Source organism: Enterococcus sp. AZ035, assembly GCF_050548325.1.
In the GTDB taxonomy this organism is placed as follows: Bacteria; Bacillota; Bacilli; order Lactobacillales; family Enterococcaceae; genus Enterococcus; species Enterococcus faecalis.
In genome coordinates this window covers 259,061-271,586 of sequence record NZ_CP172958.1, presented here as the reverse complement: position 1 = coordinate 271,586, position 12,526 = coordinate 259,061, and the positions used below count along the sequence as shown (strand labels likewise).

At 36.7% G+C, this 12,526-nt stretch carries 11 protein-coding genes; 3 read left to right on the top strand and 8 right to left on the bottom strand.

The genetic code is table 11. From position 1 onward, the window contains the following. Positions 1-128: 128 nt before the first annotated feature. Complete coding sequence (locus IGL32_RS01405; protein ID WP_002387659.1) at positions 129-1,094, bottom strand: DUF4822 domain-containing protein; 966 nt, start codon at positions 1,092-1,094, stop codon at positions 129-131. Positions 1,095-1,278: 184 nt separating this feature from the next. Beyond that, a complete protein-coding gene (locus tag IGL32_RS01400) occupies positions 1,279-2,256 on the bottom strand; it encodes a DUF4822 domain-containing protein (RefSeq protein ID WP_002379047.1) in 978 nt (325 codons plus the stop codon). A gap of 324 nt (positions 2,257-2,580) precedes the next feature. Between IGL32_RS01400 and IGL32_RS01395 the strand changes: the two genes are divergently transcribed. Together IGL32_RS01395 and IGL32_RS01390 are read left to right on the top strand one after the other, a co-directional pair. After that, the gene (locus IGL32_RS01395) at positions 2,581-3,924 is read left to right on the top strand and encodes a sensor histidine kinase (RefSeq protein WP_002385380.1); all 1,344 of its coding nucleotides are present in this window, start codon (positions 2,581-2,583) and stop codon (positions 3,922-3,924) included. Beyond that, positions 3,921-4,613: a response regulator transcription factor gene (locus IGL32_RS01390; protein ID WP_002355236.1), complete on the top strand. Its 693-nt coding sequence runs from the start codon at positions 3,921-3,923 to the stop codon at positions 4,611-4,613. The genes IGL32_RS01395 and IGL32_RS01390 overlap by 4 nt, the downstream gene beginning before the upstream one ends. A gap of 52 nt (positions 4,614-4,665) precedes the next feature. Here the strand turns inward: IGL32_RS01390 and IGL32_RS01385 are convergent, their stop codons facing one another. From IGL32_RS01385 to IGL32_RS01375, 3 genes are all read right to left on the bottom strand, one after another. Then, entirely contained in the window at positions 4,666-5,811 is a 1,146-nt protein-coding gene (locus IGL32_RS01385; protein WP_002358363.1) for a cysteine desulfurase family protein, read from the bottom strand. A gap of 126 nt (positions 5,812-5,937) precedes the next feature. After that, positions 5,938-7,674: a septation ring formation regulator EzrA gene (ezrA, locus tag IGL32_RS01380; RefSeq protein WP_002375789.1), complete on the bottom strand. Its 1,737-nt coding sequence runs from the start codon at positions 7,672-7,674 to the stop codon at positions 5,938-5,940. A gap of 185 nt (positions 7,675-7,859) precedes the next feature. Further along, positions 7,860-8,546 (bottom strand): HAD family hydrolase, encoded by a 687-nt coding sequence (locus IGL32_RS01375; RefSeq protein WP_002355232.1) that lies wholly within the window; start codon positions 8,544-8,546, stop codon positions 7,860-7,862. A gap of 186 nt (positions 8,547-8,732) precedes the next feature. On the opposite strand from IGL32_RS01375, the gene IGL32_RS01370 reads away from it, so the two are divergent. Further along, positions 8,733-10,085: an aspartate kinase gene (locus tag IGL32_RS01370; RefSeq protein ID WP_002391510.1), complete on the top strand. Its 1,353-nt coding sequence runs from the start codon at positions 8,733-8,735 to the stop codon at positions 10,083-10,085. A gap of 22 nt (positions 10,086-10,107) precedes the next feature. On the opposite strand, the gene IGL32_RS01365 is transcribed toward IGL32_RS01370, so the two are convergent. From IGL32_RS01365 to IGL32_RS01355, 3 genes are read right to left on the bottom strand one after another with little or no spacing between them, the layout of a single operon-like run. After that, on the bottom strand, positions 10,108-10,644 hold the full coding sequence (locus IGL32_RS01365; protein WP_002355230.1) for a haloacid dehalogenase: 537 nt from the start codon (positions 10,642-10,644) through the stop codon (positions 10,108-10,110). A 16-nt stretch (positions 10,645-10,660) separates the two neighbouring features. Next, positions 10,661-11,494, bottom strand: coding sequence for a DUF72 domain-containing protein (locus IGL32_RS01360; protein ID WP_002358361.1), 834 nt, complete (start codon positions 11,492-11,494; stop codon positions 10,661-10,663). A gap of 49 nt (positions 11,495-11,543) precedes the next feature. Continuing rightward, entirely contained in the window at positions 11,544-12,278 is a 735-nt protein-coding gene (locus IGL32_RS01355; RefSeq protein ID WP_002355227.1) for an acyl-ACP thioesterase domain-containing protein, read from the bottom strand. Positions 12,279-12,526 lie beyond the last annotated feature (248 nt).

Sequence of the window (12,526 nt, the reverse complement as noted above, 5' to 3'; positions counted from 1 at the left end):
ATTATTAAATAATAATCATTATAATAATATTTAATTATAACTAATAACAATTTATTTATAGAGGAAGAGAAAACAAAAGAACGTTGGGGGACGTTCTTTTGTTAAATAAGAGAGAAGACAAGAGACTTTTAGAAAGTAAAGGCTGGATGATATGTGCCTTGGTAAGGTTCATGTTCCACGAACACTTGAATATCATTACCAGCATTATCTTTACCCATTCGAGTATACGTAAATCGATCATTGTTTAGTTCCGTTAATTCTAGCGCCGCGCCGTAACGATTCGTACCAATAGATACATGGGCCCGAATCTTGTTATTGTCCACCACTTGGAAGTACCCAAAGTCGCCGCGGGTTTCACCTGTTTGTAAATTGAAAAATTCATATTTACTTGTGTTTGGATCAAATTTCGCTAAACTAATGAAATTTTGATTGGCCGCTGTCACATCATTACCGTTTTTATCTACGACTTTTGTGCCATTCCACAAGGTTGTTCCTAAAATTTTATCCCCTGATTTATTTGTCACAATTTTGCCAGTTTGATTGGTTAATGCTTCACGTCCATTTGTAAAAGCTAATTTTTTCCCATGATAAGGGATGTGTTCCACGTAAACTTCAACATCATTCCCCAGTTTATCTTTCCCTAAACGCTTGTAAGTAAATTTGTCTTTACTCACTTCGGTTAAATCCACTACGGCTTGATAATTTTGTGTCCGCGAAATTAAAATTCGTTTTGTGCCATCACCTGTCACAAAAAATGTTCCTTCGTCACCACGGGTTTCCCCAGTATTTTTGTCGAAAAACTCGTAAAAACCGGTTTCACCATCATATTTTGCTAAACCAATAAAATTAGCATTTTCTGCCGTTAAATCATTACCAGCAGCATCATAAACACGGGTTCCTTGCCAGTCCGTGCCAGATAAAATCTTAGTCGCCTTGTCGCCTCTTGTTTGGCCATTGTTTTGATGTTTGCCTAAATTTGCTGTAGCACTATTTGGATTGGCTGCATGATCTGCAAATGCTGGACTTGCATAACCTGCTATAAGTAACGTACTTAATGTTACTAAAGTAATCGAACTTAATACTTTCTTTTTCATAAAGCATCGCTCCTTTTCTTTGATAAACCTATCTTAACAAACGATTCTAAACTACCACTGTCAGAAAAATGAACAATTTATAAACGATTAAAAACAACTATAAACTATTTTTTTGTTAAAAATGAAGCGGTCAAAAGAATCCTTTACTTCCTTTTGACCGCTTCATCCACTCGTGATTGACTAATTAGAACGTGAAGTCTGGCGTAAAGTCTCCTTCATATGGTTCATGTTCTACAAAGACTTTAATTTCTTTGCCATTGTTGTCTTTACCCATTCGTGTATACGTAAAACGTTTATCATTTAATTCTGTTAATTCTAATGCAGCTCCATATTTATTGTCACCAATTGAAACGTGAGCACGGATTTTGTTATTATCAATTACTTGGAAGTAACCAAAATCTCCACGTGTTTTACCCGTTTCTAAATCAAAGAATTCATATTTACTTGTTTTATTATCAAATTTCGCTAAACTAATAAACATTTTATTTGCTTCAGTAACATCGTTACCGTCTTCATCTAAAACTTTCGTGCCATTCCATAATGTGGCCCCTAAAATGTCATCCCCAGGTTCATTGGTAACAATCTTGCCAGTTTCTGTTTCTAAATCTTTACGGCCGTTCGTAAAGGTTAATTTCTCGTCAGAATAAGGGATATGTTCTACAAAGACTTCTACATCTTTCCCGTCTTTATCTTTACCCATTCGCTTATAGGTAAATTTATCTTTCGTCACTTCCGTTAAATCGACCACCGCTTGATAGTTTTGTGTATCCGAAATTAAGATACGCTTTTCGCCATCGTCTGTCACAAAGAATGTGCCTTCATCGCCACGGGTTTCACCTGTTTCTTTGTCGAAAAATTCATAAAAACCTGTTTCACCATCATATTTTGCTAAACCAATAAAATTAGCATTTTCTGCTGTTAAATTATTATTATTTTTGTCGTAAACTTTTGTGCCTTGCCAATCAGTACTGGATAAAATTTCTGTTAATTCTTGTCCTTTTGATTGCTCTTTAGCTGCTTCTGCTGAACTAGAGACTGCAGTGCTTGAGCTAGCTGCACTTGATTTATCTGTTGCAGAGTTGGCTCCGCCAGCACAGCCTGCAATCAACAACGTACTAAAGGTTAATAAGGTAAGCGCACTAAAAACTTTTTTCTTTTTCATGGTTGGTAATCCCCTTTTTTCTTTTTGATATATTTAGAATAGCAAAGCCTTATAAACTCCTACTTGCCGAAAAATGAACAAATTATAAACAAATGAAAAAAAGTTAATAACAATACTAGCTTTTTTTTGTTCACTTGTAATACACTATAAGTAAGAAATAGATTAAAACCACTAGGAGGGACGCTTTTGACCATTAAACGCCGCTTTTTTATTTCTTATATTAGTGCCATCATTATTACTTTAGCCTCTGTTTTAGCTGTTTTATCCTTAGCTTCTTACATCACATTAGGAACTGTCCCCAGTTTGCCCCAAGCTTACCGAATGATGAATAAGCAACGACCATTGACCGCTAACGAAGAAGAAAGTTATTTGGCCTTAGATCAACTGCTAAAAAAATCACCGAAATTACTAGATACACCTTTGAGTAAAGAATTAAAGGAAACGATTCAAACAATTGAAGCAAAAGGATTAAGTGTGATTATTCGAAAGAATGCACGGTTTCCTTATTATTCGGATAATTTAGTAGAAAAATCTTTGTCTGTACATATTCCAAACTACGAAATGAATAATATTATGCCAACTGGCACACTGGATAATGCAGGGCGTCTATATCATTATGTCAAATCCGATTTTCATTATTTAGATGGTTCTAACGGGAGCTTTATTGTCTTGAAACGCGAAAGCAGCCTTTTTGAATTCTTCACACGCTGGATTATCTGGATGATTTTGTTAATTATCCTTGTAGCAATTGCGGCAGCTTGGCTCATTAATAAGCGCTTAACCAAAACCACTATCGAGCCATTAGAAGCATTAGAAAAAGCGACTAAAACATTGGGTAAGGATGCCCAAAAAGAAAATCCATTTACGCCAACTAGCCACCAAACCGTCTCAACAGAAGTCAAACAGCTCCAACTTAGTTTTGAACAAATGTGGCAAGATTTAGAAGAAGCCAATGCGGAACGCGAAAAATATGAAGCTAATCGGAAAGAATTAATTGCAAATATTTCTCATGACTTAAAAACACCAATTACTTCTATTATTGGTTACGTTGAAGGTTTGATGGATGGCGTTGCCAATACTGAAGAAAAAAAACAGCGCTATTTAACGGTCATTCATGAAAAAAGTTTAGGCCTCAATGATTTAATTGAAGAATTATTTTTGTATTCTAAATTAGACCTAGACCGTGCTGTCTTTACAATGGAAAAGACCAATTTCACTCGTTTTATTGCACATATTCTTGAAGAATACCGTTTGGAACAAGAACTCGTAATCACTTCTGTACTTCCCACCGAAGCTTTATACGTTCAAATGGATCCCACGCAGATGAATCGCGTGATTACCAATCTAATTCAAAATAGCATTAAATTTGCGGATCCCACTAAAGAACAACTAGCCTTTACGATTTCTTTAACGCATAATCAAACAGACTTAGTTTTAACCATTACAGATAACGGCATTGGTATCGATAAAAAAGAATTACCTTATTTATTCGAACGCTTCTATCGTGTAGACAAATCTCGAACCCCAACAGTTAAAGGAAGCGGCTTGGGATTAAGTATTGTCAAACAAATTATTGACTATCATCAGGGAACAATCACTGTCACAAGTAAAAAAGGAGACGGCACCAACGTGATAATTACGCTGCCGTTGTTGGAGGATGAAAAATGAAACCACATGTATTAATTATTGAAGATGATCCAAGCATTGCTGATTTGCAAAAAGATTATTTAGAAATTAACGATATGACTGTCACAATTGAACATGATGGAAAAAAAGGATTGGAAGCAGCTTTAAATGAGCCCTTTGATTTAATTATTTTAGATGTGATGCTGCCAACTATGGATGGTTTTGAAATCTGTCGTGCAATTCGAAAAAAAAAGCAAACGCCGATCATGATTGTTTCGGCTAAAAAAGAAGATATTGATAAAATTCGTGGGCTTGGCTTAGGTGCGGATGATTATATAATCAAGCCGTTTAGTCCCAATGAATTAGTCGCTCGAGCAAAAGCCCATATGAACCGTTATCAATTGTTAAGCAAAGCAGAACAACCACCACAATTACTAAAAATCAATGAAATCGCTGTCGACACTGCCGCCCACAAAGTGTTTGTTTTAGAAAATGAAGTTATTTTTACAAGCAAAGAATACAAATTGCTGGTTTTCTTGATGGAACATCCTAACCGTGTGTGGAATAAAGAAGAACTTTTTGAAAGTGTCTGGGGGTTTGATGCCTTAGATACTGAGGTTTCGACTGTCGTTGTTCACATTAAACGGATTCGGGAAAAATTAAAAAAAGCCAATCTTTCTGACTCTCCAATTGAAACACTCTGGGGAAGTGGCTACCGCTTCAATCGATAAAGAGAGCAAAAATAAGTCGGAGCCTATTTCTAGGCTCCGACTTATTTTTTTATTAATTTACACGAGAAAATTTTTGATAAAGTTGGTTGAAAACAATCATAAACTGTTCAATTTCTGCCATTGTATTGCTTTCATCTAAACTAATGCGCACAGCGGAAGTCGCTAATTCCCCTGGCACATGCATGGCATACAAGGTGCTGCTAGCCATTTTTTTTCGGCTAGAACAAGCACTCGTGGTCGAAATATAAATCTGTTTTTCTTCCAATGCATGGACCAGCACTTCGCCACGAATCCCTTTCAAAGCAAAACATAAAATGTGTGGCGCAAAATGTTCATTATCTTGTGAAAAAACAGTCACATTTTGAAATTCTTCTAGCGCCTTTAATAAATAACTCCGTAATGTCGCCACATGTTGCGGCCGTTGTTGTTCGTTCTCTAAATGCAAACGCAACGCTTTGGCCATTGCCACAATTGCTGGTACGTTTTCTGTCCCACTGCGTTGGTTGTTTTCTTGCCCGCCTCCTGTTAAAAGCGGCGCTAAACGTTTTCCTTGTTTCCAATACATAAAACCAATGCCTCGTGGTCCATGAAATTTATGTGCAGAAAACGTTGCAAAATCCACCCGATCCGTTAACCACTCTGAGTAATTAACTTTCCCAATTGCTTGAACCGCGTCTACATGAAAATGAATTTTAGGAAACTCTGCTAAAACCTCGCTGATTTCTTTAATTGGTTGAATCGTTCCCACTTCATTGTTCACTGCCATAACAGAAACCAAAATCGTTTCTTTTCTAATTAATTTCTGTAGTTCCTCGACTTTCACACGACCTTCTTTATCCACTGGCGCATAAGAAAGTTCAAAACCTAGTTCGACTAATTGTTCCGCTGTTTCTGTAACTGCTGGATGTTCCACTGCAGAAATAATAATATGATTACCAAATTCTCGTTTTTCGATTGCCGTTCCTTTTAAAACCCAATTATCTCCTTCAGTTCCGCCACTTGTAAAATAGATTTCATTTGCTGAAACATTGATTAGCTCTGCAATCTGCTTCCGTGCTTGTTGTAAGAGCCGATTTGCTTGGCTGCCTAAGTCATGTAGGCTAGACGGATTGCCAATAATCCGCTGACTGGTTTTTACATATGTATCTAAAGCCTGGGGGTAAATCGGTGTAGTTGCACTATTATCAAAATAAATCATTTGTCACCCTTCTTTTTTAAAATTCTTTCCCATTATATACTTTCTAAAGTATCACTTCAAGTCACCCCCACGCCATAAAAAACAGAGGCTTGTCTGTCGACAAACCTCTGTTTAGTGATTGTTTAATTAAATTGCTGTTAAATTAGGGTTATTGATATTTTTAAAATAAAAATCTTCGATTCGTTTGAACGCCCCTGGCTCAACAGCTTCCAATGCCGTTCCAATTTCATCTAATGCATCTTGATAACGGAATTCTGTCGAGAATAAATACATGCTTTTATCTAAAGCCGTTCGGATGTTCTCGTGAGTATGACGATAACGGTTTGCATATTGCATCATTTGTTCTGTCAGAGCTGCTGCATTGACTAAATCTTTTGTTTTCTTATCTAATAACTCTAAATCATCTTCGCATAAGTCACACAAACGATTGATTTCATCCATGTTAATGCGCATTTTATTTAAGGCTCGGCTTAAATCTTCAATTCGATCCGTTGCCACATAGAAAAATTCTAAGTAATCAGCAGACAAACCTGGTAATCGTTGCTTTTCAACATACCGTTTGATACTCCGTAAACGGAATTCGTATTCGTCGACTTTTTCTTGGGCGACTTTTTCGCCTTTTCTTAGTTCTTTCAATGAAGCATCGATTTCTAATTGTTGATTTTCAATATCATCTAAAATCTTATAGCATTCTTTATAGAACGCTTGAATTTCAGAATAAGGAACGGTATGTTCTTTCATTCGAGGTTCCAAGTCTTTTTGACGGCGAATAATTTCTTCAATTTCCGTTTGGAAGCCACGACTACGTCCTAGCTCGTTGTTGTTTAAGGTATAGCTTTGTGATACATGGTCCAATTCAATCATTAATTGACGGTTATTTTTTAAGGAATGAGAAATATAATCATCAATAATTTTTTGATTGGTCACGACATATTTCTTCGCTTCAATTTCACGTTCCATCACTTCATATAATGCATCAATCGCCGTTGCTGTGTCGCGGTTCGCAACCTCTACTGCGGCAATCTCTGTTTTTTCTAAATCAGCCATTGAATTCTCGACACGTTTTTTCGCATGTTGAATTTCTTCAGCAAAGTTTTGTTCAGGGAACACATAATCGTCAGCTAATAATTGGTTGTAGCCTTCTTCGATTTCTTTTAATTGATCTGGGAAAGTTTCATTTAATTCTTCATACATTGGTGGAATCCGTTTCATTAAGTCTTCCAATTCATACGTATGACGTTCCGCATCTTCTAGGACTTCTCGAGCCTCGATTGGGTCCCCCGATGTATTTAGTGTGACAAATTGTGTGAATTCAATTTCGACGTTTCTTAATTGTTTTTGGATTTCGGAGTAAGCTGGACCAAAGCTAGCTTTATCATCTTTTAGTGATTTACTTAATTCTTCATAGACATCCAAAGCTTTTTGAACTTCTAATGAATTTCGCTCTTCACTTTCACGTAATTCTTTCAAGCCATTACGAATGACTTCCACTTCGGCTTCCATTTCGGTCATCGTTTCATTCGCTTCCACGACTGCTTTCTTCGCTTTCATGAAACGGAAAATTTCATTTTGATTTTCGACTTCATAAATTTGACTCTCTAGTTCGGCGAAAGAACGCGTCGATAGTTCTACCCAACGTTGATTCCATTCACGGAAACTATTTTGACTCTGTCCAACTAGATGCATTTTTTTAATGTCATCGATTTCTTCAAAGACTGGCAAGTCAAACAGGGCTTCTTTACGAACTTCTAATTCATCTAATTGTTCTTGATTTTTTTTGCGCATAAAATAACCAATTAAGTATAGCACCGCAGCAATAATAACGATTACTAGTACTAAAATGATAATCCAATTATTCTTCATTTTGGCTCCTCCGATAATTTTTCTATAATAAAAGAAAGGTTGTTTGTTCTCTTCACACGGTTATCTATTGTTCCTGACCCTTGAAAAAGGGCATTCTTGCAGAAATACCTATAGAAAATTATAGCACAAACTGTATATTCATTCACTAGTTATAACAAACTTTTTTAAGAAAACCCGCGATCTTCTTACGAAGGGGTTGATTCACTGCTTTCATCGATCCGATTTTCACTAATTTTTTTACAAATATCACTTAGTTGTGTTAAGAAGGCATCCGCTTGACTTTGATCCATCCCAAAGTGTTCATCGCGCATAGCCCAAACTTCTAGCCCAGCTTCTTTGGCAGAGGCAATGCCTTTTTCTGAATCTTCAATGGCTATACATTCCTGTGGCGCAACAGCTAATTCTTGTAACGTGTGCAGATAAATATCCGGCGCCGGTTTACTTTCTTCGAAATCTTCCCCACTCACGACCGCATCAAAATAACTACTTAATTGCCCCACTGTCAAAACCTCTTCAATTGCGTCTTTTGTGGAAGAAGAAGCTAATCCGATTTTATAGCCTTGTCTTTTTAAAAATTGTAAAACACGTTTCGCATTTTCATCAAGCACAGCTAAATAATCTATCGGATGCGCTTTTTTATAGGCTATGTATTGTTCATTTAAAAAAGCAATATCTAGCTCTTTTTTGTTGACTTGTTCAATCTTTTGCCATAATGAACGCATATCCGCACCGACTAATTCTGGCAAGGTTAGGCCCTCAATGGTCAAATCAAATTCCGCTAAAAATGCTTTACGTCGCTCATAATAATAAGCTTCGCTATCTACTAGGACACCGTCCATATCAAAAATAATGGCAGTTTTGGATTCTGTCATACTATTTAACTCCTTCGTTACGACTCATATCTTTACAGTTTAACAAAATTTTAAGGAAAAATGAAGAACAAATATTTTCATGATTTCCTAACTTTCTGAAAATAAGTGGTTGCTTTTCTAAATGTTTTTCGGTATCCTTTTACTAATCTACAAATGAGAAAATAATTAAAAACAGGAGTGATAAACGTGAACGTAGTTAAATTCGGCGGTAGCTCGCTAGCATCAGCACCACAGTTACAGAAAGTCTTACAAATCGTCAAGGAAGAGCCGCGCCGAACGTTTGTCGTTGTATCCGCTCCTGGAAAGCGAACCCCGCAAGATATTAAAGTGACTGATTTATTGATTCAATACTATCAGCGCTACTTAAATAATGAGGAAATTGAATCGACAATCTCTGCCATCATTCGTCGTTATGAAGATCTTTTTGATGAATTACACTTGGATAAAGCAGTTTTAGCTGATATTGCTATTTCGATTCGCCAATTAGCCACTTTACCAAAAGAAAACAATGCTTTTTTATTTGACTATTTTTTAGCTAGCGGCGAGGACAATAATGCCAAAGTTGTTGCCAGTTTTTTCAAGCAAAATGGCTTAGATGCTCGCTACATTAGTCCAAAAGAATTAGGTCTCCTAGTGACACCTGAGCCAGGCAATGCCCGCATTTTACCAAAAGCTTTAGAGAAAATTAGTGTCTATCGTGAGACTCAACAAATCTTGGTTATTCCAGGTTTCTTTGGTTATACAGAAGCCGGCGAAATTTGTACTTTTTCTCGTGGCGGTTCCGATATCACAGGGTCCATTGTTGCCGCAGGTGTTCAAGCAGATTTGTATGAAAACTTTACCGATGTGGACGGAATTTATGTCGCCCATCCTGGAATTATTGAACAGCCTCAAACGATTCAAGAATTGACCTACAGAGAAATGCGGGAGTTAGCTTATGCAGGCTTTGCCGTCCTCCACGACGAAGCCTTAATGCCTGCCTATCGCGCAAATATTCCAGTCGTTATCAAAAATACCAACAACCCACATCATCCTGGCACCCTAATTACCACCTCTCGCAAAGTGAAGCATGCTCCTGTTGTAGGAATTGCTAGTGATCAAGGGTTCGCAAGTATTTACATTAGTAAGTATTTAATGAATAGAGAATTAGGTTTTGGGCGACGGCTCTTAGAAGTACTAGAAAAATTAGCCTTGAGCTATGAGCATATGCCCTCAGGAATTGATGACATCACGATTGTTTTAAGAGAAGACCAGTTAACAACTGAAATTGAAAATCGACTGATGGCTCAACTCCAAGAAGTTTTAGCGCCTGATGAGTTACGCATCACGCATCATCTTTCTATGATTATGATTGTCGGGGAAGGCATGCGCCAACGAATTGGGGTTACTGCTGAAAGTACAATGGCGTTAGCCAAAGAAAAAATCAACTTAGAAATGATTAACCAAGGATCTTCGGAAGTAAGTATTATGTTTGGTATCAAAAAAGAACAAGAGGAAAAAGCCATCAAAGCCTTATATCGGACGTTCTTCCATGATTAATGAAAAAGACGAATGAGTTTTCTCATTCGTCTTTTTCATTGGTTTCAGTAATTTTCAATTGGCGTTGAATTTCCGCTTTAATTTTAGCTTCTGGCGCAAAATCTTGTTCCCAATTTTCAGGTTTCAATACTTTATTTGTTTCTGGATCATAATGTGGCTGCCCATCTGGAAATAATTTCCCCATATTGGCTTGATGAACGATTTCAATAATTTTTGTTGGATTGACGCCCATTAAGCAAAACGAACCATAAGTAAAATACAATAAATCAACTAGTGCATCCACTTCCTCCACTAAAGGATCAGATACTGGTTTGCCTTTCGCCAAGACTTTCTGCTCTGCTTTATCGACAGATTTTTTTAATCCGTTGACCAATTGTTGAAAAAGCACTTGGTCATTATCAGCAGCACTATATAAAAATTCTACAAGTTCTTCGACTTTAAACTCTGCTCGTCGACTGGCTAGCTCTGGCGAAAAAGCAGTTGGTTGCTCTGGTTGTTGTGGATTAAAAACCTCGTGGAATGCACAAGCCATTTCATAAGGGGATTGCTTTTCAGACATTCAGCTACCTTCTTTCTCAAAATAAATCTAATTGTTTTGGATTCAAATCATCGTAACTCAAATTCAAGACTTTTTGCATCTGTAGAGCGTTTTCTGCGGCATCGCCGCCAGAATTATTATTAAAAATTACGCCCACTTCTTTAGCTTCTTGCGACATTTTTAAAACAGCTTCGCTTAAATCAGCGATTTCCTGCGTATTATAATGATAAAGGGTTCTTTTTTTTCGCCACTCTGCATCATTGGCTAACCAGCCAGCCGCATTACGTCCGTGAAACCGGAAGAGCACGAGATTAGGATTAGTTACATAAGGATAAAAGGGCACTGGATTCGTAGGAATCTGCGGTTCATCTACAATCACAAGTGAAAATTGATTTTCTTTCATAAATTGCAACATTTGTTTTACAAAGTTTGGTTGATACCATGAATTATTTCGTAATTCAATGGCGATGGGTAGGTCTTTAAACCAGTGACGAATTTTTTGCAAGTAAGCGACATTTTCTTTCGTACAACCAAATGTTCCTGAAAATTGTACCAGAAAGGCAAATAATTTTTTACTTTCAATTAATGGGGCCATACTTTCTAAAAAGGCGGTAATCATTTCTTCTTCACTTGCATAATAGGTCTGCCACTCACCTTGACAACTGATTCCACTATAAACTTTCATGACAAAGCGAAAGTTTTCGGGAACTGCTTTGACCCATTCAGCTACCCGTTCTTTGGGAGGAATCCCGTAATACGCCGTGTCCATTTCAACTAGCGGTAAATGACTGGCATATTCATAAAGCGTGGCCCGTTTTTTTCCAGTTAAATAGTCGTGTTCACTAAAAGATGTTAATCCTAAGCGAATCATGTCCTTCCTCCTCTGCGTAACTTTTTATTTTCTAAACCGTCATCTTAACTTAATTGGTCCAATCGATATTCGCTTCACAATAGGTTTGACCATCAATCCGAATCTCATGGCGCGTTTTCAACTGATTTTCTTGTTCGACAATTTCGTAATGACTTTCGACTTCTTGGCCATATTCTACTTCTTTGTCAAATTTCACAAGAATTTTTTTCGGTTGATGCGTTGTTAAAAAGTCATAACCTAACACATCCAATAACCAATTAAAGTAAATCGCATTATTAACATGTTGATTGCCATCAATATCAAAAAAACGCACACGATAAGGTAAAAAGTTCCCCTCTGTGACCTTTTCAATTTTTTCATGGCGATAAATTTTAGTGATTTTTTCAGAATCAAAAGGTGCAATAATTTCTGGTAACACACTACTGATTTTCCGATTTTTTTGATCCATTAAGACAAAGGTTGATTTCACAAAGACACATTCATTGCCTTCTTCATCATGAACCCAAAAGTTACGATAACAAAAATATTTGTTATAACTCATAGCTTGCGTTGTAATTGCTACTTTTTCACCAACTTTTGGTAAGCGGTGAATCTCTATTTCATAATTGGTGATGACCCAGCCTAGACCAAATTGAGCGACATAAGCCGCATCTCTTCCTAGTAATTCTGTTTGTTCTTCTGATACTTTAATGACAACCGCTAACAAAGCCGGTATCTTCATTGCACCAGTAAAATCGCCGTCATAGTAGGCAACTTCATAAGAGGATGTATGTTTTTTTCCCACGAAATAATCTCCTTTTTCCAATGGCTACTTTCGTGTCATTGTTTCTTCTTAAAAGTATACCACGTGATTTCTTCAATTGCGATTCCGAATGAAAAATTAACAAAACTTTGAAAAACACTATTATTTATATTATTTAAAAACATTCTTAATATTACTTAAAAAATATTGTTTTATTTTTAAAAATAACATTTCTTATTATTTGTATCCGAAAGATTATTATGTTATATTCCTATCTGTAAGCGCATACA

Excerpts from the sequence above, each read along its gene's own strand:
- IGL32_RS01405 (WP_002387659.1), bottom strand. The coding sequence starts at position 1,094 with ATGAAAAAGAAAGTATTAAGTTCGATTACTTTAGTAACATTAAGTACG.
- IGL32_RS01375 (WP_002355232.1), bottom strand. The coding sequence starts at position 8,546 with ATGACAGAATCCAAAACTGCCATTATTTTTGATATGGACGGTGTCCTA.
- IGL32_RS01360 (WP_002358361.1), bottom strand. The coding sequence starts at position 11,494 with ATGATTCGCTTAGGATTAACATCTTTTAGTGAACACGACTATTTAACT.
- ezrA (WP_002375789.1), bottom strand. The coding sequence starts at position 7,674 with ATGAAGAATAATTGGATTATCATTTTAGTACTAGTAATCGTTATTATT.
- IGL32_RS01385 (WP_002358363.1), bottom strand. The coding sequence starts at position 5,811 with ATGATTTATTTTGATAATAGTGCAACTACACCGATTTACCCCCAGGCT.
- IGL32_RS01390 (WP_002355236.1), top strand. The coding sequence starts at position 3,921 with ATGAAACCACATGTATTAATTATTGAAGATGATCCAAGCATTGCTGAT.
- IGL32_RS01365 (WP_002355230.1), bottom strand. The coding sequence starts at position 10,644 with ATGTCTGAAAAGCAATCCCCTTATGAAATGGCTTGTGCATTCCACGAG.
- IGL32_RS01395 (WP_002385380.1), top strand. The coding sequence starts at position 2,581 with ATGAATAAGCAACGACCATTGACCGCTAACGAAGAAGAAAGTTATTTG.
- IGL32_RS01400 (WP_002379047.1), bottom strand. The coding sequence starts at position 2,256 with ATGAAAAAGAAAAAAGTTTTTAGTGCGCTTACCTTATTAACCTTTAGT.